General features: G+C 41.3%; 16 protein-coding genes. 6 read left to right on the top strand and 10 right to left on the bottom strand.

Annotation, left to right across the window (positions count from 1 at the left end; all coding sequences use genetic code 11):
• Positions 1-146: 146 nt before the first annotated feature.
• From V7201_RS11980 to V7201_RS12000, 5 genes are all read right to left on the bottom strand, one after another.
• Positions 147-635, bottom strand: coding sequence for a TspO/MBR family protein (locus V7201_RS11980; RefSeq protein WP_335376970.1), 489 nt, complete (start codon positions 633-635; stop codon positions 147-149).
• A gap of 144 nt (positions 636-779) precedes the next feature.
• On the bottom strand, positions 780-2699 hold the full coding sequence (gene abc-f / locus V7201_RS11985) for a ribosomal protection-like ABC-F family protein (protein WP_335376971.1): 1920 nt from the start codon (positions 2697-2699) through the stop codon (positions 780-782).
• 550 nt (positions 2700-3249) lie between these two features.
• Positions 3250-4947 carry a methyl-accepting chemotaxis protein gene (locus V7201_RS11990; protein ID WP_335376972.1) on the bottom strand — a complete coding sequence of 566 codons (1698 nt, stop codon included), beginning with the start codon at positions 4945-4947 and terminating at the stop codon, positions 3250-3252.
• Between the two features lie 26 nt (positions 4948-4973).
• Entirely contained in the window at positions 4974-5429 is a 456-nt protein-coding gene (locus tag V7201_RS11995; protein WP_335376973.1) for a chemotaxis protein CheW, read from the bottom strand.
• Positions 5430-5461: 32 nt separating this feature from the next.
• Entirely contained in the window at positions 5462-6181 is a 720-nt protein-coding gene (locus V7201_RS12000; RefSeq protein ID WP_335376974.1) for an EAL domain-containing protein, read from the bottom strand.
• 364 nt (positions 6182-6545) lie between these two features.
• Between V7201_RS12000 and V7201_RS12005 the strand changes: the two genes are divergently transcribed.
• Entirely contained in the window at positions 6546-7901 is a 1356-nt protein-coding gene (locus V7201_RS12005; protein ID WP_335376975.1) for a helix-turn-helix transcriptional regulator, read from the top strand.
• Between the two features lie 485 nt (positions 7902-8386).
• Here the strand turns inward: V7201_RS12005 and V7201_RS12010 are convergent, their stop codons facing one another.
• Positions 8387-9118, bottom strand: a complete 732-nt coding sequence (locus V7201_RS12010; protein ID WP_335377026.1) for a sulfite exporter TauE/SafE family protein — start codon at positions 9116-9118, stop codon at positions 8387-8389.
• A gap of 222 nt (positions 9119-9340) precedes the next feature.
• Here V7201_RS12010 and V7201_RS12015 point away from each other — a divergent pair, with 222 nt between their 5' ends.
• A complete protein-coding gene (locus V7201_RS12015) occupies positions 9341-12382 on the top strand; it encodes an efflux RND transporter permease subunit (protein WP_335376976.1) in 3042 nt (1013 codons plus the stop codon).
• Positions 12383-12832: 450 nt separating this feature from the next.
• Here V7201_RS12015 and V7201_RS12020 read toward each other — a convergent pair whose 3' ends face one another.
• From V7201_RS12020 to V7201_RS12030, 3 genes are all read right to left on the bottom strand, one after another.
• Positions 12833-12967: a hypothetical protein gene (locus tag V7201_RS12020; protein WP_335376977.1), complete on the bottom strand. Its 135-nt coding sequence runs from the start codon at positions 12965-12967 to the stop codon at positions 12833-12835.
• Between the two features lie 138 nt (positions 12968-13105).
• Positions 13106-14344 (bottom strand): serine/threonine transporter SstT, encoded by a 1239-nt coding sequence (gene sstT, locus V7201_RS12025; protein WP_335376978.1) that lies wholly within the window; start codon positions 14342-14344, stop codon positions 13106-13108.
• 446 nt (positions 14345-14790) lie between these two features.
• Entirely contained in the window at positions 14791-16464 is a 1674-nt protein-coding gene (locus V7201_RS12030) for a M4 family metallopeptidase (RefSeq protein WP_335376979.1), read from the bottom strand.
• Positions 16465-16881: 417 nt separating this feature from the next.
• On the opposite strand from V7201_RS12030, the gene V7201_RS12035 reads away from it, so the two are divergent.
• Positions 16882-17424, top strand: a complete 543-nt coding sequence (locus tag V7201_RS12035) for a DUF6143 family protein (protein WP_335376980.1) — start codon at positions 16882-16884, stop codon at positions 17422-17424.
• Entirely contained in the window at positions 17417-17986 is a 570-nt protein-coding gene (locus tag V7201_RS12040) for a DUF6143 family protein (protein WP_335376981.1), read from the top strand. The genes V7201_RS12035 and V7201_RS12040 overlap by 8 nt, the downstream gene beginning before the upstream one ends.
• Positions 17987-18160: 174 nt before the next feature.
• On the opposite strand, the gene V7201_RS12045 is transcribed toward V7201_RS12040, so the two are convergent.
• The gene (locus V7201_RS12045; protein WP_335376982.1) at positions 18161-19351 is read right to left on the bottom strand and encodes an ABC transporter substrate-binding protein; all 1191 of its coding nucleotides are present in this window, start codon (positions 19349-19351) and stop codon (positions 18161-18163) included.
• A gap of 345 nt (positions 19352-19696) precedes the next feature.
• On the opposite strand from V7201_RS12045, the gene V7201_RS12050 reads away from it, so the two are divergent.
• Both V7201_RS12050 and V7201_RS12055 read left to right on the top strand, forming a co-directional pair.
• Positions 19697-21439: an ABC transporter ATP-binding protein gene (locus tag V7201_RS12050; RefSeq protein WP_335376983.1), complete on the top strand. Its 1743-nt coding sequence runs from the start codon at positions 19697-19699 to the stop codon at positions 21437-21439.
• A gap of 447 nt (positions 21440-21886) precedes the next feature.
• Entirely contained in the window at positions 21887-23053 is a 1167-nt protein-coding gene (locus V7201_RS12055) for a hypothetical protein (RefSeq protein WP_335376984.1), read from the top strand.
• The last annotated feature ends 101 nt before the right edge of the window (positions 23054-23154 follow it).

Consider the following 23154-nt stretch of genomic DNA (forward strand, 5'->3'; position numbering starts at 1 on the left):
TTCACAACGGAAGTCTTCGTTTGAACGGTCGTTAGAACACCTATTATGACCATTCACCCCGGGGTTCTTCGCTTGAATGGTCGTTAGAACACCTATTATAACCATTACCACGGGGGTCTTCGCTTGAATTGGCTCTTTAGTACTCCCTACCCATTCAACCGCCAAACCCCATAATTTAGCCCCATCGCATAAGCAACCCAAGCCACATAAGGCATCATCAGCCGGCCTGAGATTTTGTCCTTCTGAAAATATTGATAGGTGGTCATTGTAATCATGCCCAGTAGCAACGCGATTTCGGCAAAGGCGGCTCCTCGCAATCCCCATCTGAAAAACAAAAACGACCAGAGGAAATTCAAGCCAAGCTGGATATCATAGAGGGCATTCGCTGTGGAGGTTGGTTTCTTTTTCACCGAAATCCGGTAATTCGCTATGCCCATCGTTGCATAAAGGCCTGTCCACACAACTGGAAACACCCAGGATGGCGGTGCATATGCAGGTTTCTTAAGCCTGCTGTAAATCTCCTTCGCATTTTTCGTGGCAACCATGCCGGTCACCATCCCGCCTACAACCGGAATTAAAATCTCCTTGAGCAATTTACCTTTTTCGATCTTGCCGTCCACTGCTAATATGTTCATTCGCCATGCACCTGCTTTCCTCGTTTCTCATACTTTTTCCTAATTCACTGTAAGAAAAACACAGAAATGCGCTCCTCCTAGGAGAAGCGCATTCCATCTAAAAAACATTTTCCTCAATATCCCGCCAAACGCAGGTATGTTATCTTAACTATCCCCAAAACCCATCCACAATTCCATCGCCGAATCCAGCTCCGAAGTCAAGTCCTGCTTCCGAGAATACAACCTATTCAGCTCCTCATAGTCCACCGTATTAAGCGCCATTACCAGATCCAGCTCAAAAATTTCCTTCTCCAAATTCTCAACCTTAGTCAGCGCCTTCTCCTTCGCAGCTTCCGCCTTACCATCAACAGGCCGAACCCGTTCCTGCTTCACTTTTACAGCAACCGGCTCTTCAACAACAGTGAACTTCTCTTTCTCACTCTTATAAAAATCATAATTCCCCGCATAGCTTCTCAACCCGAAATCTTCTACCGCAATGACCCGTTCACCAATCTTATTGATAAAATAACGGTCATGCGAGATAAAGAAAATCGTGCCTTTGAAATTCTCGAGCGCAGCCTCAAGCGTCTCGATAGAATCAATATCAAGGTGGTTCGTCGGCTCATCGAGGATCAGCAGATTGATATCCTGGAACATCAGCATCGCAAGCTTAAGCCTAATCCGCTCGCCGCCTGATAAAAACATCACCTTTTTGAAGACGCTCTTTTTATAAAACATGAACTTCGCCAGATATTCGCGCGCCTTGCCTTCTACGATTGAAATATCCTCGCGGAAGCATTCAAGCACTGTAAGCTCTTCATTCTCGAAAACAATCTTCTGCGGCAGGTAGGCCGCCATCACATTCGCACCTAGCTCCACCACACCGCTATCTGGCTGCTCCTCGCCCAACAGCATCTTCAAGAAGGTCGTCTTCCCGCTGCCGTTCGGACCGACGAGCCCGACTCTTTCACCGTAATGAATCATCAAATCCGCACCGTCAAAAATCACCTTATCCTCATACCGCTTAGACAACTCAATCGCCTTGATCGTCTCATTCCCCGACCTTACAGCATCATTAAAATGAAGCCTCATATTCCTTCGTTCAAATACTGGCTTATCGATGCGATCCATTTTATCCATCTTCTTCTGGATGCTGGCTGCTCTCTTGAAAAACTTGTTGTTGTCCGCCCGCATCGCCCAGTCGCGCAAGCTCATGACCTGCTTCTCCATGTTGTTAAGCTTTTTCTGCTGCTCGCGGAAATGCTCATATTGGATACGCATATTTTCTTCTTTTTGGCTGATAAAAGCGGAGTAGTTGCCCTTGTAGGAAATGGACTCCATATCCTCAATCTCGACGATTTTATTGACGACATGATCGAGGAAATAGCGGTCATGGGAGACAATCAGCACGATTCCCTTGTAATTTTTCAAAAAGCCCTCAAGCCATTCAATTGAGTCCATATCTAGGTGGTTTGTCGGCTCATCGAGCAATAGGATATCCGGTTGATGAATCAGGATCTTCCCCAGACCCACCGTCGTTTTTTCACCGCCGCTCAGCAAATCAAAATCCTTATTTAAAAAGCTCTCGCTGAATTTCAAGCCCGTGCACACCTTGCTCATCTTTTCTTCCTGGTCATATCCGCCTTTCACTTCATATAACTGCACGAGATCACTGTACTTATTCAACGCTTTCTCCAGAGCAGCATCTGCTAATACCTGCATCTGCACCTCGATTTCTCGCATCTGCGCCTCAATTTCGTGAACCTCTTCAAACGCCAGATTCAGGACATCAATAACTTTCAGCCCTTCCGGATAGCACGGGATTTGCTCAAGGTAGGCGATCGTCGCCCCTCTTGGCCTGTGAATCAAGCCTTCATCATATCCAGGGCTTGAAGTTTGCGGGTATCCAGGATAATAGTGCATCGGTTCAACCCCCGCAATCAGCTTGAGAATCGTACTCTTCCCGCTGCCATTCGCACCAACGATTCCAATCCGGTCTCCTTCAAATGCTTCTAATGTAAAATTTTCAACGACAAGCGTCGCTTCCATATATTTTTTAATGCCATGCACCTTTAATTCAAACATACAAATTCCTTCTTTCATCCATATAGTAAGCTACGCTTTTATGGACAGGACAAAGAAGAACTTCTTTTACTATTCATTTTTAAAATGACTTTGCGAGCAGTCATTAAACTAAAAAAGACCATAAGAAGAGGGCATCTTCTTACAGTCTTGAATACTCAGTGAATATCATCCATCTGGGTCAGCCTGCAAAAATCACATGCCTAAAAAAGCACATTCTTATGCCATGCCATCTCCACAACCTCTTGGAGTCCCCATCATCATTCCGAGTTCAGTAAAGTAAGTTACCTTCTAATTGCCTTCATTCCATAAGAGCATAACAAATAAACCTAACCAAATTAGGTGGATTTACACTCATTACAAAACGCGTATTAATTTTTAAAAAATTAATGATTAGCAATTAGATGTTGGTTCCATAAACTTACTTTCCCTCCTCTGAAATTTTCTTTATTATCTCAGGTTTGCATAAATTTGTAAATAAATTTCTAAACAAATTTTCACCACAAAAAAGCACCCCAAAAGCTCTCAGGGTGCCAATTTCAATCTATTAAAATTAAATTTTAAAATGACTTACTGTATCCTGAAGATTCTCAGCCATCTTGGATAAATTGTAGGATGAAGCTGATACTTCTTCCATTGACGCCAGCTGTTCTTCTGCTGCTGCAGCTACACCTTGACTATGTGCAGAGGATTCTTTAGAAATGGCTGTGATACCGGATACCGTGGCGGATACCTGCTGGGTGCTTGCTGACATTTGTTGGGCCGTTGCGGCCATCCCATCTATTTGCTCGCCCATTTCCGCCATCGATTTTAAGATTTCTTCAAAACGATCCTGTGTTTTAACAACGATACCTAGTCCATTTTGAACTTCTTGCTTGACCATTTGCATCGACTCATTTGATTGGTCCATATCCTGCTGGATTTGCCTGATTAAATCAGATATTTGGGCAGATGAGCCTTGGGATTGTTCTGCCAGCTTTCGGACTTCATCTGCCACTACGGCGAAGCCTTTCCCATGCTCTCCGGCCCTTGCTGCTTCAATTGCTGCGTTGAGAGCTAATAAATTAGTCTGATTCGCAATGTCTGTTATTACTTTTGAAATATCACCGATTTGTTTAGATCTTTCATTTAATGCCCGAATTACCTGGCTCGTATTATTTACAGATGAGTGGATCATATTCATTTGTTGAGCTGTTTGTTCAACATACTTCCCGCCCTGTTCGGCACGCTCACTTGTTTCGGCTCCGTTCTCAGCTATTGCCGCGGAAGCTTCTGCAATGTTGGAAACACCAAGTGTTAATTCCTCCAAAGCTTTCGCACTTTCTTCAATGCTTTGGGTTTGTGTATCCGATCCACTTGCAATTTGTTGGATGGACTCTGTAATCTGTTCAGTCGCCTTGCTTGTTTGTTCTGCGCCGGCTGTTAACTCCTCGGAAGACGCTGCTACCTGTTCAGATGTTTCCAACACCGTTTTAATCATCCTGCTTAAATTTTCCTTCATATGGTTGAAACTATTAGATAGATCGGTTAATTCATCCCCCGTATGATCAGCCACGCTTGTTGTAAAATCACCCTTGCCTGCGAGCTCCAAGGCTCCAGTAATAGAAGTTAGCCTTTTCTGCAGCCTTCTCGTAAACCATAAGACCACAAGGGATGAAAGAATAATAACAATAACGACAAGAATCAAGAATTTCAACATGAATCCAGATAAAATCTTTTCAATAATGGATTGAGGCGCACCTACATAGAGGATTCCAACAACCTCTCCATTTCCACTCTTCAATGGCATATAGGCTGTTTGATACCTGTTGCCAGCTACTTCAGCTTCTCCATAATAGTTTTTGCCTTCTTTTAAGACCACGCTGGCTACTTCAGGAGACACTTGTGTTCCGATATTTCTTTCTCCATTTACGATGACAGTCGTAGCGATTCGTGTATCCCCCTTAAAAATGGTTACGGTATCACCCGTATCCTTTCCAATTGTGTCTACTAATTCAAAGTTTTCGTCAAATGCCTGTTCCCCTCTGTATAACTGATCATTTTTAATTACCCATTCTCCGGGGAATTTATTTCTTATGTATCGATCACTTAAGCTTAGATCTCCCTTCGCCTTTTCAATCGCGAAGGCCTTAATCCCCTTTGTTACTTCATTTACCACAACAGCACCTATAATAATAGAAAGCAGCAGGACAATACTAAGAACGATTAAATTAATCTTCATTCCCAGTTTCAATTTTAATACCTTTCTCATTACATTTTCCCCTTTTTTGTCTATGTTTATATGATAATAGCATCATCTTTTGTAAAATCTTCAGAACCCTTCATGGACGAAATCATTCCTTCACTGTTTAAGATAGAAATGATTCGGCCATCAATAAGGGAAACCCCTTCGACAAAGTGGCTGCTCTCTATCATTCCAACAGGTTTTATCAAGTCATCATCGATATCGATTATTTCATTTGTATTTTCAACCATGAAAGCAATGTTTGATCCCTGAACCTCCAATAGAATATATCTCGTCTCTTCATTAATCTTGAGATGCTCATGATAGAGAACGAAATGACTATCGACCACAGGTACGATTTTCCCCCTGATATTCACGACCCCAATCATGAAATCAGGTTCCTGCGGGATGCTCGTTGCTTCACTAATCCTTTCGATGGAGACAACTTTATTAATTTCAATTCCATAAACTGATTGCTTGGCATTAAATAAAATAAATGTTCTTTTCATTCTGTTTCTCCTTGAGAATCTTTATTTATTCCTTACAGCCGATGTGGTTTGGCGATATAGTATCCTTGAACCGCTCGCACCCCTAAACGAGAAGCCATGATTAAGTCTTCCTTTTTTTCGATTCCTTCAAGAACGACCACCATATCACGGTCTGACTTCGACAGTATGGAATAAATGTTTTTTTGCTTATTGATGGAATTTGCTAAGTTCTCAGAACATGAACGGTCTAATTTGGCAAAATCAGGTTTATTTCTAGCAATCTTTTCAACAGAGGCTGCTGTTAGTCCTAAATCATCCAATGCAATCTGAAACCCCCTGCTTTTTAACAGCTCTAAGCCTGAAACAAACGCTTCTTCTTCCCATAAATGAGATTCGACTAAATCCTCATTTATTTCGAATACAACTTTTCCCTTTATCTTTGGATAAGTTTTAACTAACTCCTCTACGAATGCAGAGAATTCACGGTGCACCATGGTTGAAGGAAAAATATTTACAAAGAGAAAATACTTTTCAAAGTAAGATTCGGGATATTCGTAAATTGCATTTGAAATAGATACCGCATCAAATTCAAAAAGAGTACCCTGCTCTCTCCCGTATTGAAATAGTAAGATTGGATTTATTCGTGGTTCAGTACGAATCAAAGCCTCATAGGCAAAGATTTCTTCGGTTTCTGTATTCCATAAAGGCTGAAACTCATGAAAAAAAGACCGCTTCCTTATTAATCCCAAAATATTTAATGCAGGTTCACCCATTTCTCTAACTCCTATCCCTTATTAAACTCCATAAAAAAAACACTTACTTATCCAGATAAAATCCGGGAAAAGGAAGTGTTTAGGTTTATGGCAGGAGCGCTGCCAAAATTCCATTAGTTCCTAACTAAGACTGTTCAAAATGCGAATTAGTGACAGGTTCTCTACCCTATATCCATCATTAGACCTAGTTGTATATACATGATGTTGTTACTAACTTCCTAAATTATAACAGGGAAAATGAAACTTTCAATGGTTTTTTTAGAAAAAATGTAAAAAATATTCATTTTAATCACTTAAAATTTTCCCTCGTTCCTCTCATGTAGTACAATGGGACCACTAAAAGCATATTTGATTAGGAGTAACTATGAAAACCCAGATTCCCAGACATAATGATATCGGAGAGAAAATTCGAGCCAAGAGAAAAGAAAAAGGGATTACATTAGGAGAGTTGGCAAAAGGGATTTGTTCAGTAGGAAAAATGAGCAATATTGAGAATGGTCATATTCCAATTTCAGCTGAAGACCTTAAGTTGATTAGTGAAAAATTGAACACATCTTCTAACTTTTTTTCTGACCCATATATCGAAAACAAGATCCAAGAACTTGATTATCAAAAACAAAAGATCAACGATTTGATTAGCCTCCAAAATTGGATTGGCGCAAAATCGGAACTGCAATCCTTCGAGAAGAAAATAAAAGAATACGATATTCCAAGCAGAGACATTGATTATATTTTTCTTACTGGACTTTTATCCTTGAAAACGAATCAACAGCCGAAAGCAGAGAAGTCGTTCCAAAGGGTAATTGATTCAAACGAGAGTAACAATTATATTTTAAAGTTAAAACTAAGAGCATATAACGCTTTAGCCAGCATAGGGTTTTCTGATAAAAAGGTATCCAAAAGTACTGCACTGCTTGAAAGAGCATTGGAACTTTCCAAGGAAAGCCCTACTATTACAAAAGAAGAAAGGGACAATATTTTTTACAATCTGTCCATTCTCAATCTATATATTGGATCTTTACCAAAAGCCCTAAAAAGTATCAATAGTGTAAACCATTATTTAATTTCTCCTATTGAGACAGAGTACATAAAAATACTTATTCGCTTCCTTGAAAACACTTCTAGCACAGAAGTACGGAAAGATTTATTATCACTTAGAGAGAAGTTACATCAAATAAATAACCATGAAGGAATTATTAGAGGCTGGGCTTTAACAGTCTATACGCTAATGACTTCCTTACCAAAAGAAAATCTAATTGCAAAATTAAAGCAACCATTTTGGTCTGATACAGAAATGATCAGTCAAATTGACAGTTTAAAAGAAACAAGCCTTTCCCTATTTCAATTAGGAATCTACGTCTCTCTAACAAAAAATATAGACTCACGCATTATCCATGAAATGTTCAATAAAACAAAACCACTGCTGCTCCAAACAGACAACCCATTATTGCATGCAAGGAACTATTATCTTGAGGGTAAATTCTACAAAGAGGTTCAAAAGGACTCTACTCATGCACTAGAGCTATTTCAAACCGCCCTCGAAACTTTAGACGATTGGTACGAGGGCCTTTTAAAGGCAGATATTCTATTTGAAATCTGTAAAATAAAATCAGTAGAAAGCGATGCATTAATTGCATTAGAGCTGTACCACAGCCATTTAGAAAACCAATTTTTATTTAGTCATTTTCACGACTTATCCATGCCATCTTTTAAATACTAGAAGAAAAAAGCGAAATAAATCATTCCCAATAACCCTGAAAAGTGCCTGCACCTCCTGAATTTGGTCGATGAATATACAACTTTCGGAATTACAGGCACTTATTATTTTTGCCTTTTTTATACTTATGTCCTCCCCGGCACGGGTCTTTATCAAAAATTCCTTATACAGGACAAAGAAGAACTCCTTTTACAATTCAATCTAAATATCTAAAAATCAGCCAAAAAATAGACCATAAGAAGAGGGTTTCTTCTTACAGTCTTGAGTCCTCAGAGAATATATTTAACCAGGTCACAGCCTAAATTCTGACCCACATTGTCCACGGAATAACTTTCTCCACTTCAATATTGCTGCTTTTGGGATATCTTCTTAGATTCGAAATTTCACATAGACATGGATTCTGATTTTGTTGATCAATAAGCGTAATGATATACCAGGTGGGCACTTATGCTGAACATTTTTGCAACGGTAATTGCCGTGCCTTCAAATCACTTAATCAACAAGATAGCCCCCGCCATCAACGGGGTAAGCACCATGGCACTTTTTAAAATGGGCATTGGTACTTTGTTTGTGAATTTTGCTCCAATGTATGAACCGACCATGGTTCCTGCTAATACCTGCAGCAAGAGAATAGCATCAAAGTATCCTTCAAAATAATAACCTGCCCCGCCAGCCATAGCGATTGGCAAAATGACCAGCATCGTTGTACCGACTGATTTCTGCACGGAAAGCCCTAAAACAATCATTAGTCCGAGCTGGATAAACGGCGCGGATCCAATCCCAAATGTTCCTGATAAAATGCCAGTAATACCTCCAACAAAGACAGCCCGCATTAGCTGAACACCCCGTTGTGGATTTGCGACTCCCGCACCTGTTATTTTATTTACGATAAAAAGACGGAACAACAGCATAACGGCGGATAAGAACAGCATTCCCGCAGTCAGCCAGTGCAAGGATTCAACTGGAATCCATACGGCAATTTTTGATCCCCAAAAAGATGCTATCGCTCCAAAGGCGCCTACAGTAAACCCTGTCTTCAAATCGATATTCCCCTGGCGATAATGGCTGTAAGCCCCTGAGAGAGTTGTAAATACCATTGCCGCAAGCGAAGTCCCCAGTGCCGTATGAATGGGCACGCCAAATCCAACTGTCAAAATCGCAATAATAAAACCGGAACCCCCGGCACCAATAAAACCTACCAATAAACCCAATAACAACATAGTAAGTGTGATCAATGCTTCATCCCCCTATGCAAAACAGCTTACTATTTAAATAGCCTAATTTCTATTATAGAACTTCAATAGGTGAAGACTGTTTTCGTAATTAAAAAAAGCAACTAATTACTTGTTTCAAAATCCAAATAACATATTCCATTTTTTTCTTCTAAGTGATATAGTCAAAATGCTATAATAGGCAATTTTACCTATAAAGAGGTGGTTTACTTGAGTTTTATTACCAAATGGGCGTTCCGAAACAAGGCAGCGGTCACATTAGTTACAACCTTGATCCTGCTACTTGGCCTGGCAAGTTATTTTACATTGCCAATGGAATTCCTTCCCGCTGCTGATCAACCGCAGGTAATGGTGGTCGTCATGGGGCAGGGAACTGATTCCCAAACAATGGAATCGCAGGTTACAACACCAATAGAATCGGCTATTTCAGGTGTGAAGGGAAAAAGCAATATTTTTTCCACAACCGGAGATGGTTACGCCAAAATTGATGTAACCTTTGAATCAGGTACAAATATGAAGGAAGCAAAGCAGCAAGTGCAGGATTTATTAAGTTCAATCCAGCTCCCTGCAAATGTTTCAAAACCAAACGTGGTCCAGCTTAATACCTCTATGATTCCCATCGCTGATATCGCGATCACTTTCGAGGACGGCCCGACAGCCGAAAATCTCGAATTCGCATCTAAGAATATTCTCCCCCGCTTTAAGGATATAGATGGTGTTGGCAACATCCAAACCTTTGGCAAAGACAATTCCTATGTTTCTATTAAAGTGGATAATAGCCTCCTTGCCCAAATGCAGGTTCCCCTACAGGCAGTGATGGGCGTGCTCCAGGGCAAAAATTTATCTGTTGCCATCAGTGAAAAAACAATAGATGGCAAAGCAAGCAATATAAAGGTTTCGGGTTCAATTGATGGAATTTCAGACCTTGAACAGCTGCCTGTAGCTCCGGGCGTACTCTTAAAAGATGTCGCCAAAATTGAAACAAAAAAAGCAGAAGGCGTCATGATGCGCGTAAATGGCGAAGAGGGCATTCTTCTGATCGTCACGAAGGAAAGCAGTGCAAATGCCGTATCCGTGACGAAAGAACTTAGAGAAACAGCAAATGAAATCAATAAAAAATACCCTGACGCTAAGGCAGAAGTGGTCATTGCCACTGCCGATATGGTAAAGTCATCCGTCAGCTCCATGATGAAAGAAGTACTTCTAGGTGCATTGTTTGCAACGATTGTCATCATGGTCTTTTTAAGGAGTATCCGTTCGACCTTTATTACCATTATCTCGATCCCGCTATCGCTGGCTCTGACTTTATTCCTTTTAGCCCGCTCGGGAGTCACTTTGAATATCCTGACACTGGGCGGAGTGGCAGTTGCCGTCGGACGATTGGTCGATGACAGTATTGTTGTCATCGAGAATATTTTCAGGAAGCTGCAAAAAGAAAAGTTCTCGGCGGAATTGATTCTTACAGCGACAAAAGAGGTTGGCCCGGCCATTACCGCCTCCACTCTTACAACCGTTGCTGTATTTTTACCGATCGGGCTTGTAAGCGGCGGGCTGCAGGATTTCCTTCTGCCGTTCGCATTGACACTTACGTATTCCCTGCTTACTTCTCTTTTGGTGGCTCTGACTGTAGTGCCGCTGATGAGCGCAGGACTTTTGAAAAACGCAAAACTGCATGAGCATAACCCATCAAAGAAATTCACCAGTTTTATTAGATGGTCGCTCAACCATAAATGGGTTGTTCTACTGCTTTCATTTCTTTTATTTGTGGGATCTATTGGAACATATGCTGTCATGCCTAAAGGCGCGGTGGACAATTCAACAAAGGATCTTGTATCCGTCAACTTGAACTATCCAAATGACACCCCTTTGAAAGAAGTAAAAGAAAATACGCTTAAAATGGAAGAGTATATTTTGGGGCTGAGCGAGGTAAGAGATGTTTTTACACAGCTTGGCAATTCCGAGGAACAGGCAAAGTTCGGTGAAGTCCGTTCACCGACTACCGGCTCTTTCATGGTCATTCCAAAGAACAAAGAAGATATGGATAAAATCGTCAAAAAAATTGAAACACAAAAAGAGAATTACCCTGATTCAGGCTTCTCTGTCGTAGCAGCATCTCTAATTGGCGGCGGCGGTACAGAAGTAACAATCGATGTCGTGGGCGAGAAGATAGAAGATATCGAAAACGCAGCGGCAAAAATTAAAGAAGAAATCCAGGACATTAAACATGTCGAAAAAGTTTCAACCAATCAGGAAGCCAAGAAAACAGTTTACACGTTAAAAGTGGACCCTGCCAAAGCAAATGCCGGAGAACTAGCCGGGCAGCTGGCTGGCATGCTGAACCGGACTCCAGCAGGTACGATTACACTTGATGAAAAAGAAACAGCCGTTTTCCTGGAGCCTTTTGTGGATCCGGCATCACCTGAGGATTTAAAGAATATCCCTGTCATGACTGCCGCTGGACCAGCGCTGGCCTCAGACCTTGCCACTCTTGAAAAAAGCGAGGAGGCTACAAGCAGATTTCATAAAGACGGTGACACTTATATCCGCGTAACAGCGACAGTGAATCCGAGAAATCTGTCTGAAGTGGCTGCAGCCATCAACAAAGCCGTAATCGGTACTCCACAAGACAAGGGCCTTGAATTTGCTGATGGAGTTGAAGCCTTTGTAGGCGGTGCCAATGCACAGCAAATGGATGATTTCACTGACCTGTATATCACAATGGCCGTTTCCATCGGGCTTGTGTTCTTGATCATGGTCATCACGTTCAAATCAATGCGCGCACCGATCGCCATTCTATTCTCCTTGCCGCTCGCAGCCATTGGAGCCATCCTTGGCTTGTTGATCAGCAGGATACCTGTTGATATCACAGCACTGCTTGGAGCATTGATGCTCATCGGAATCGTTGTAACGAACGCAATCGTCCTTCTTGACAGAGTGAAACAAAACGAAGAAAAAATGATCATGCGCGATGCACTTGTCGAAGCAGCAGCAACAAGAATGCGCCCAATTCTAATGACCGCCGTCGCAACAATTTCTGCAATGGTGCCGCTGCTTTATAAAAAAGCAGAGACAGGAAACCTAGTCTCCCAAAGCCTTGCAGTAGTCGTCATCGGCGGACTCGCAGTCGCCACCATACTAACACTCGTCGTCATCCCAGTCATTTACGAACTGCTGCATTTCAGAAAATCCAAAAAGCAGCGGATACAACAGTATAAGGAGCACGGGGACGTACCTTTTGCTTCTTCCTTGTAAAGCTCGCGGAAGCACGGGGACGTACCTCGTGCTTCTGCTTTTTCTTTGAAGCACGGGAAGCACCCTCTGCTTCAATCTAATTAGAAAAAGAATTTCCAATAATCCGGTTGTATTCGTCCTCACTTAAAATCCCTATCTTCCGGCAAATTTTTGAATACAACAAAATTTTCTTCTGAATACGTGAATTCCTCATACGAATCACTCCATTTTCTATATATATACTCTGAATTCGACAAAAGGTTTCCATTGAGCAAAAAAAATTCTTTCGTGAAACTTTTTATCTCTGCATTAAATTTAAGAGACCTACCCTGTGCTTCTTCCATGAAGAAAGATAAGCTTATAAGATTCACCAACAGTGATGTGAGGACTAGGTCCATATGGTTATAATACCTGTGATATCCCTTAATAATATAGAAAGATCCGGAATCATTTCCGGATCTTTCTACTCGTTTAAGAATGGTCGGTTTCAGCATCACCGCTTTTTTCCTCTAGAATCACCTTTATTTCTCCGACATCACCTTTTGCATTTATAATCTCAAAAATTTGATTTAATCCTTCGGAAGTTTCCTGGTCTTTGTCTTTCATTTGTTTGCCTCCTTTTCACATTGATAATAGATTTTCCGAATTCCCTTCCTATATCCAAAAACAAATTGTTTTCAGGCTTATTTTTAACAAATTGGCTAAATAAAAAACAGGAACCAAATTGGTTCCTGCTTCATAAAACTACGCTGCCTTTTTAACTTCAATCGTTTTTCCTGCTTTACGCCAATCCTTAAATTCTGCTGCAGCCGTGAATAGTACGTCTGTCGATGAATTAAGGGCTGTTTCAAAAGAGTCCTGTAAAACCCCGATGATAAAGCCGACAGCAACTACCTGCATGGCGACATCATTCGGGATGCCGAACAAGCTGGATGCGAGCGGAATCAGCAATAGAGAACCGCCAGCAACCCCTGAAGCACCACAGGCACTGATTGCAGCCACTAAGCTAAGAAGGATGGCAGTCGGGATATCCACTTGGATACCAAGTGTATGAACTGCTGCAAGCGTCATAACAGAGATTGTGACGGCAGCTCCCGCCATATTGATGGTTGCGCCTAATGGAATGGAAACAGAATAAGCGTCCTTATTCAGGCCTAAATCTTCACAAATTTTAATATTCACAGGGATATTTGAAGCTGAACTGCGTGTAAAGAATGCAGTAATACCGCTTTCCTTCAAACATTTAAAGACAAGCGGATATGGGTTTTGCCTGATCAAAGTGAACACGATGAGCGGATTGACCACAAGAGCCACAACAAGCATGCAGCCAATCAGAATGGCAAGTAATTTTCCATAGCCAAGCAATGATTCCAGCCCGTTTGATGTAATCGATTCAAATACAAGGCCCATGATGCCCAGTGGAGCGAACTTGATCACCCACGTAACGACTTTGGACATTGCATCAGATAAATTCGCGATTACCGTTTTTGTTGAATCAGCGGCATTCTTTAAAGCGAAGCCAAGAAGGACCGCCCAGGCTAAAATACCGATATAATTAGCATTTATGATAGCATTTACAGGGTTATCAACGATGTTGAGCAATAACGTTTTAAGAACTTCAACTACACCCCCAGGAGGTGTCATGCCCTCAGCTCCAGCTGTAAGTTTCAGACTTACCGGGAACATAAAACTTGCAATAACGGCAATAAGTCCGGCTGCGAAAGTACCAAAAAGATATAAAGAAATAATCGTTTTCATATTTGTTTTATGGCCACGTTTATGCTGTGCAATGGCCGACATAACTAGGAATAAAACTAATACAGGGGCAACTGCTTTCAAGGCACTTACAAATAGAGACCCTAAAATGGCAACTGGTTTTGCAAGTTCCGGGATTGTTACCGCAAGGATAATACCAATTAACATACCCACAATGATTTGTTTCACCAGGCTTACTTGATTCAACTTCTTCAGTAAATCTTTCATCGACGTCTCCCCCACCAGTAAGTTCTTTTTTCCTTGTACATTGTTATACTTTTTTGCTTTGATTTTGCAAGAGGCTGACAAAAGTTATCTAATAGACTTAAGGCACCTTGTCCTCTGTAAAAATACAATTGTCCTCGTTTCGAGTATTATAGATGCAAAAATGATATATTACAATATAAAACTTTGAATTTACCAAAAGTTTTAACTATCTAAATACTCAGTCAATAATACATTAAATTGCACCCACCTGTTAATAGATAAATCTTCCCAGGAATGAAACCCTGAAGTTGCCTACCCCGAAAAAAATATACCACTACCCCCTTCTTATAGTAATACGTCCACAGGCTGCCTCCGCCAACACAATAATACTAGTTAGACCATTAAAAAATCCCTCAAACGATTCAATTTGAGGGATCATAAAACTCACTTAAATATTCAGTTGAAAATTAATATATTCCCACCCCATCAAATCCGGCAATAGCTGCAGCCTCTTCCACACTTCCTTCACCATAAAGATCGGTAGCGGACTGGACAATAGCCTGACGTGCGTCACTAAAATCTGAATTTGAAGTTAAATAAACAGTTAAGGCACGATAGTAAATCTGCCCCAGCTTTTCTCTCCCAATTTCTTGACCAATCAAGTATGCTGCGTGGTTCGTAATAGAAGAGTTAACATGGACGCCACCGCCATCTACCGAAGTTGGCATGTTATAAAACTCGTCCATATGATCCGGATAGACTCCTCCATTTGTGCTGTATGCCCGTCTTTGCTCATTTGCGACAATAACACCGTTTGGATTGCTCAAGCTCCGCAGTACTGTTGAACCAGCAGCTTTAGCCTCCGGAGCCATGATATCTTCACCCATTTCCCAATCGCTGTCGTCAATGAGTGCACCAAAGACGTCAGCAAAGGATTCATTTAGAGCACCGGATTGATTGCGGTATACTAAATTAGCCGAATGAGAGATGACCCCATGAGTCATTTCGTGGGCAGCAACGTCAAGACCTGCTGACAGTGAGATCATGAATTTACCGTCACCATCACCATAGGTCATCCAGCGCCCATTCCAGGAAGCATTATTGTAATTATTTCCATAGTGAACCTTTGAAATGATGGCCATTCCTTCGCCATCAAGGGAATTGCGGTCATGTTCATTCAGATAATACTCATATACCTTTTCGGAGTTATAGTGGGCATCGACAGCAGCGCGATCATAATCACTGATAAATGCAGCAGAATTCCCCAAATAGAGCGTATCGTTACTGGAAGTGTTATCATTTTTAGCGTCATACGTTTCGATTCCTCCAAGATTCTCATGAGAGTAATCTGCTAACGCAAACTTGGTACCAGAATTCGGCTCTTTTACTTGGGTAATATGTAATTCCCTGTGATCCCCATGTACACCTTTTCCAGCACCTTTTTGCGTCTGCCCATCAGCATGCATTAGGCCATTATACTGATCGATCACCTTTCCCGTTTTTGCATCCACAAAGACAAACCAGTTTCCAGGCTCATCTCCCATGAAGTTAACATTCACTTTATAAGCTGTGTAATTTTTACCTTCAAAAGGAAGGACAACAAGCTCCGAAGTAGGCTCGTATGTCAGCTCTTCCGGTGCATTGACAGAAGCCAATGCTGCGCTCAAAGCTTTATCACTGCTTAATGACACATTTGTGTCCACTGAACCCTCTGTAATCGTTTGATTGGTTCTTCCGTTGACGGATACGACTTCATTTTTCTCATTAAAATGAACAATAACCTCGGATCCTTCTACGTTCACACCATTTACCGACTGATTAAAGCGAAGGTGTGTCATGCCCACTTTATCTTTTTGTGTACTCTTTACCTTGAGATTTTTATCAGGATGAGGAATACCAGTTTTGTCTTGGTTTTTCTTCAGATAATTTAATGCATTAGAAGCTGTGCTAGAAGAAAACTTCTCAGCAAATCGCTCCTTCACAAATATAGGAACATTTGCTTTCTCATTCCACTCCTTGGAAGCTTGTCCACTGCTAATCGAACTCGAATCAACAGGCTGCGCAAATACACTGCTAACCGGGATAGAACCTACCAACATTGCCGACGACAGAACTACAGGCAAAACAAACTTCTTCTTCATAATCCCATTCCTCCCATCAATTTCCATTGAATGGGTTTAATTATATATTTCCAGAATCGAAATTTCATGAATAATTTGAATTATTTGAATAAAATTAAAAAGTGAACAAATAAGCCTAAGTTTCGAAGCACAGGGACGCTCCTTGTGCTTCTATTTTCCTCCATTTGCTCAGGTAGATTGGATTAGCGATTGATAGCAGGAAGCGCGGGGACGTATCATGTGCTTCTATTTTCCTTCTTTCATTCAGGCAGTTGGGATTACAGCTTAATAGTTGAAGCATTAGGTACGTCCCTTTGCTTCTTTGGGTTTTCTTAATAATAAACGGAAGCATTAGGTACGTCCCCATGCTTCCAGGAACACCTGCCCACACTTTTTCATATTATATATTCTGAAAAAAGTACAGTTAGGAGTAATGGTATGCCAAATGAAATAGATAAACAGCCAATTGAAGTGGTGAATATAACAAGTCCGGCCTTAAATTCAAGGCGTGGAAAGTACTTTATAGGCAAAACCGGATTATTGAATTTCGGCGGCGGATATCATGCCTGGGGTGGGGTCGTAAACCCGGTTGATTCTGGAGTTAATGTATATATCGATATTTTTACGATAACAAACCTTTCAAATCAAAATTTCATAAGTGAAATCTGGTTAAACGCCAATCCCCCAAGAAATGCGGCAGTATCGTCCCATGTAACGCCAACAAATCAGGCAATCTCACCTTCTCCACTTCCTAAAGCAGTCATGAAATATGCCGGCTATATTGCTGAGCCCATGACCAAAGGTGTGAATATATTTGATAGAATTGTTGCTCAAAATTCCACCCTTGTAAGTGATTCACACAACGGCTCCATCATTATTGGTCCCGGAGACTCATTCTCAATACTTCTAAAAGTGCCGGGTTTTCAATACATCACAGGGACACTCGTTTTCACCTGGTGGGAGGAAGCGGCCAATGCATGATTACGAGAAGGCAACTATGAACTTCGAGTCTATGGAGAACGAAAAACACCTTAATGAGGTCACTGTATTGCCCGAAAATGTTTATCATTCCTATCTCGGTGAGTATTTCCTCGGTCAAACAGAACTCATTTCCTTCGGCGGTGGATTAAACGGATGGGGCGGATTGGTCAACCCGGCGGACTCCAAGGTAAATATCTTTATAAACGCTTATACCATTAGCAACTATTCTAATGAGCCATTAACTGCTGCAGCCTGGCTTAGCGGCATTAATCCCGGAAACGGGAGAACATCCCCACATTTTGCTGCCGGGAACCAAACCATTGTTCCGCCTCCAATGCCTAAGGTGAAAATTCAGAATGCCAGCTTCATATCAGGAAAACCGAGCGGCGGCACCAACGCATTTTTAAGAAGAGTAGAGCCGATTACGACCCTTACAAAACATGATTTTCAAGGAATGTTTATCATCCCTCCCGGAAATTCTTTTTCATTATTCTTTTTGTCCCCGGGAAAAAGACAGGTACACGCAAGAGTCGCGTTTGGCTGGTGGGAGGAAAAAGTATAATAAAAGGTTAAAAGCGTTATGGCTTTGAATGTATTTAGGAGAAGTATGAGGATTTGAGGACTTGGGGAAATATCAAGTTTCATTTAAGGGTGCATAGAAGATATTAGAACAAATAAGATTACTTCATACAACGAAGGCGTCTTTTTCATACCATAAAAAGACGCCTTCATTGTGCTATCTCTCATTCCATGGCGGTGCTGGCCATACTACTTTTGTTTCTGCAACTTCTAAGGGCCATATAATTTTATATTCCTGTTTGATAATTTGAGCCAATAATGCATCCGCCAATATATTTTGCCCGTTTGAATCAAAGCGGACGCCTCGCCATGGCATAATTAAATTTTCTCCGGGAATGTTTGTTTGACGCAGAGCTCTTCTTATTTCATTTCTATTTATACTTCCGGCTCGATTAATGGCATCAGCCAGGACGAGTAAACCTGTAAAGCCGCGTGCATTGGTTTCATTCATATCTTCCTTATATTTGGAGCGATAAAGTTCATTGACTTCCGTTACAATTGGTTTGACCCTGCCCAAACCGAGTGCCCAGGCAACACGACTAATGATATAATTGCCATCCTCCCCTACCCTTTCCAGAAATTCAGGTATGGTGTAACCTGCATTTTGAACCACCAGCCCATCTGGAAACCAATTTAGCCTTTTAAGACCTTGAGCCACATTTATAGCATCAGAAAGGAATTGATGCCCAAAAACGGCTTGCGCATTGCTTTTTCGAATCCTGGCGAGTTCATTCAATAGCGATGTAACAGGCGGGGTATACATTTCAAAAGCTACCAGCTCACCTGAGAACCTCCGAATAAGACTTTTTTCGATCGCAGCTGCTTCTAATCCAAAAATAGAATCCTCGGTCAAAATAGCAAAATTGCTGATCTCTTTGCCTCTTGATCTTAGAAAATGAAATAGTTCAAAGAATAGATTGGTATATAAATGATCGTTGGGTGCTGTTCTGAAAAAGTACTGAAAATCCCTCTCTGTAAGCGACGGTGCAGATGCATCTGGAGTTAAGAAAGGAACCTTTTCCGCTTCTGCAATAGCGGAAGCTTGTAAAGTCACACTGCTTTGATAAGAACCAATCAGTGCTGCAACTTTCTCTTTAACAATTAATCGTTTGGCTTCCTCCCTGCCAGTCGCCGGTATACCCTGAGAATCTCCATAAATAACCTTGATTTTTCGATTCTCTAATAAGGGAAGTCCTTTAGTACGAGCTAAAGGCAAAGGCAAATCATATCGATTATTTACGATCTCAACAGCCAGATCAATGGCTTGGCGAATATCCTTCCCAACTGCTGCCAGAGAACCTGTAAAAGGATAGATGGCTCCAATTTTTATTTCTTTTCCCTCTTTCATTACTTCTTCCTCCCTATACCTTTAAGAAAAAGTCAGTTGTTTATTTCTATTCAATATATAATAGATGGCTTATCCAAAATCCTCATTTTTTCAAAGAAGTGATAATACTTAGAATCAATTTGTTTATAAGCACACTCAAAAATCCCTAAGCAATAATTATTCAAATATTCTGTACTTTAATCAAATACTTAGTTTATACTTTTCATATCAACGTTTAAGGAGGAATTTCAATGAGAAACATCATGAACAAAACCGTACAAACATATAAGGGGGAAACACTTCTTTAATTGTAACGGTGTACTCCCTTATATGTGTTTATTTAAATAACACATAAAGGGGTAACTCATGGATTTTCCAGTTAAAAAATTTTTCTCGTATTATAAACCGTATCTTAAATTGTTTTTGTCCATATTGGCATGTGCTTTGCTCGTATCAGCATTGTCTTTGCTGTTTCCGCTGCTTGTCCGGTATATTACAAAGGATGTGCTGGAGGGTGACCTGTCAATGGCGTTAAATAAGGTGTACTGGATTGGCGGGCTGATGCTTTTGCTTACTGCAATCCAGAATATCGGAAACTACATCGTGGACTATAAGGGCCATGAATTGGGTGCCAGAATGGAGAGCAGCCTCCGCACCGAGCTGTTTGAACACATGCAAAAGCTTTCTTTTAGCTTTTATGATAAGGAACAGACCGGTCAGCTGATGGCCAGGATTACGAACGACTTGCTTTGGCTATCTGAGCTGTACCATCATGGCCCTGAAGATTACTTAAAATATCTCGTCCGCTTTATCGGAGCATTTGTCATCTTGTCCTTTATTAACGCGCCATTGACGATTGTGATATTCTGCTTTTTGCCGATCCTGGGATTCTTTACTTTATATTTCAACAAGATGGAAAACAAGGCCTTAATAAGAAACAAAGTAAGAATTGGACACGTAAATGCCCAGGTGGAGGATAGTCTGGCTGGCATCCGGGTTGTTACGTCTTTTGCCAACGAGCAGGTAGAAATTGGGAAGTTCAACCGTGAAAATAACCGTTTCCTTGAAAGCAGGATCAGCTTCTATAAGACAGAGGCTAACTTTTACAATGTGATCCAAACGCTAATCCAGCTTGTTACAATCGCGGTAATCATCTTCGGAAGTTCAAGCATCGTAAAAAATACATTGGATTTAGCCGATTTGATCACTTTTTTGCTGTATATAAATTTTATGCTCGAACCGATTCAAAAAATGGTTCAAATGAGCACGCTATTTCAGGAAGGAATCACCGGCTTCCAGCGCTTTACGGAAATCATGAATATACAGCCAGCAATTGAAAACAAACCGAATGCAGTTACACTAAGGGAAGTCAGTGGCGAAATTGAGTTTAAACACGTTCATTTCCGGTATGATGACCATTCGAACCATATCCTTGAAAATATGTCTCTGAAAATACAGCCTGGAGAATATGTTGCCTTGGTTGGCCCATCAGGTGCAGGCAAAACCACTTTCTGCTCGCTTATCCCCCGCTTTTATGATGTGACTGGCGGCAAGGTAATGCTCGACGGAACCGATGTCCGTGATATCGACCTCTCTTCTTTAAGAAAGAACATAGGAATCGTTCAGCAGGATGTTTACCTGTTTGCAGGAACGGTGATGGAAAATATCCGTTACGGAAATCCGGAAGCGAGTGATGAGGATATTATCGCGGCAGCCAAGCGTGCTAATGCCCATGACTTTATCATGAAGCTGCCGGAAGATTATCAATCCGAAATTGGACAGCGTGGGGTAAGGCTCTCGGGCGGACAAAAGCAGCGGCTTAGCATCGCCCGCGTCTTCCTTAAGAATCCGCCAGTCCTTATTTTGGATGAAGCAACGAGCGCACTGGATAACGAAAGCGAAAGCATCATCAAGGAATCACTGGATTTGCTTGCAAAAGGGCGTACAACCATTGTCATAGCCCATCGCCTTTCAACCATCCGGAACGCACAGCGGATCATCGTATTGACGGAAGAGGGTATTGTGGAGGAAGGCACACATAATGCGCTGCTTGCAAGGGATGGAGCTTATTCTCACCTCTATTCCAAGCAGTTTGAATCAATAGTGTAGTATTCGTTTTTTAAATCGGCTCTCTTATAATGGGCCGATTTTTTTCAGCTTTTTAAAAATATAAATTCTAGGTACTGATTCACTCACCCATCATTCAAAAAAAAGTAGGCAGCTCCCTTTTGGGTCAGCTGCCTTCTCTTACCTTACTCCGCTTTTACCTTCAAGTGGGACACTCCTACTGCTATCCCATTCCCCTCCAGATTACACCTATCAATATCCGACTGGCCGAAAGTTTGTTTTTTCAATTGAAGGACAAACATACAATCAAGGCAGCAATCATGAGAATACCATAATTACAAGTCTATCATTCATAAATATACACTCAATATCCAAGTAAAATCAAAAACTGCAAGAATACTCCGTTAACCAACACGAGAAGAAAAAATGACTACACTTCCCTATCCATTTATGAATGACTTTATAAAGAAATTATAAGGAGTGTTATCTTTGGATCCTAATGATTGGGAAAAACTTAAAAAAGAAAGGCAAAGAATGCACGAAGAAAAGGCGAATTCGAAAAAGAAGGAATCCATTTCGGTTCAGCAAACGCCGGTAACAGCATTAAAACTCGCAGAAGCAATTCTTTCACCGGAGTCCCTAGAATGTTTACTCGATGCTGTGTTAACAGCAAATAACCCGGAGCAAGGAGCGGTGCACACGACACCCCTTCAAGGATTCCCGACGGAGGGTACTTCGTTTGCAGTGCTAAGCAACGGGAACGCATCGCAAATTGCGGGTCCTGCATCAAATTTCTGCAGCACCTGTTATAACTCGAGCGGTGTAGATACAGTAACGTTGAATCTTCAATTTTTACTTTCATCGAATCCCGGTAATTTAACTTTTGATTGGAAGTTCGGGACCGAGGAGAATCCAAGAAGCCGTCTTGACTTTTTCAGTGTGCTTGTAAACGGTACACCAATACCCGGTTTTCCAGTTACACCACAAGATGTTGTATTAGCTCCGCCCACTCCAAATGATGTGTGTTTTAACAATATTAATCCAACAATACAGACTGCTTCATTCGACCTTTCTCCATTCGCAAATCAAGTTATTACTTTATCTTTCCAAGTTGCAGACACAACGGACTGTATCTTTGACAGTGCAGCCTTTATCGATAATCTGGTAGTTGAGGGCTGTATTCAAACGAGCTGTGCACCATGTGATGATACAGTGAATTTCTGCTGCTCTGTTGTCATCCCGCCAAACTTTACGATTGACAATGCATCTGCACAAGTTGGTTTTGAAACTAATTGCCTGCAATGTGTAGTAGAGCCCTGCTTTGTAAATGTAGAAATCCCTACTCCATGCGGAAGTCCATTGAACTGTGATGTTGATATCAATTCCGTAAGAGCAGTGGGGTGCATCCCATTTTATGTGTCCGTGACGGGAACACATAATCAAAATGGCTCAATAGCTTCATTCTGTTGCCAAAGTGTCACTTGCGTTGATAATGTGATCTGTTCCATTTGCCTCGATGAAGAGAATCCATGTGCTCCAGGATTCTTTGATACTACAACGGTAAATACCCCTATTACCGTGCGACTGGCCGGTACAGATCCATGCGGAAATCAAATCTATGAAATATCTGGAACGTTCCAGCTTCCATCCTGTTAAGCTAAGCAAAGGGAATTTCAACTTTGTGCCCCTATTACGGTCGCCGAGGTTAAAATTCTTTATTTCACATAAGGAAATGAGAGCAGTTGGATTGAAGAATA

Source organism: Bacillus sp. JJ1122 (genome assembly GCF_036964885.1).
Taxonomy (GTDB): Bacteria; Bacillota; Bacilli; order Bacillales; family Cytobacillaceae; genus Mesobacillus.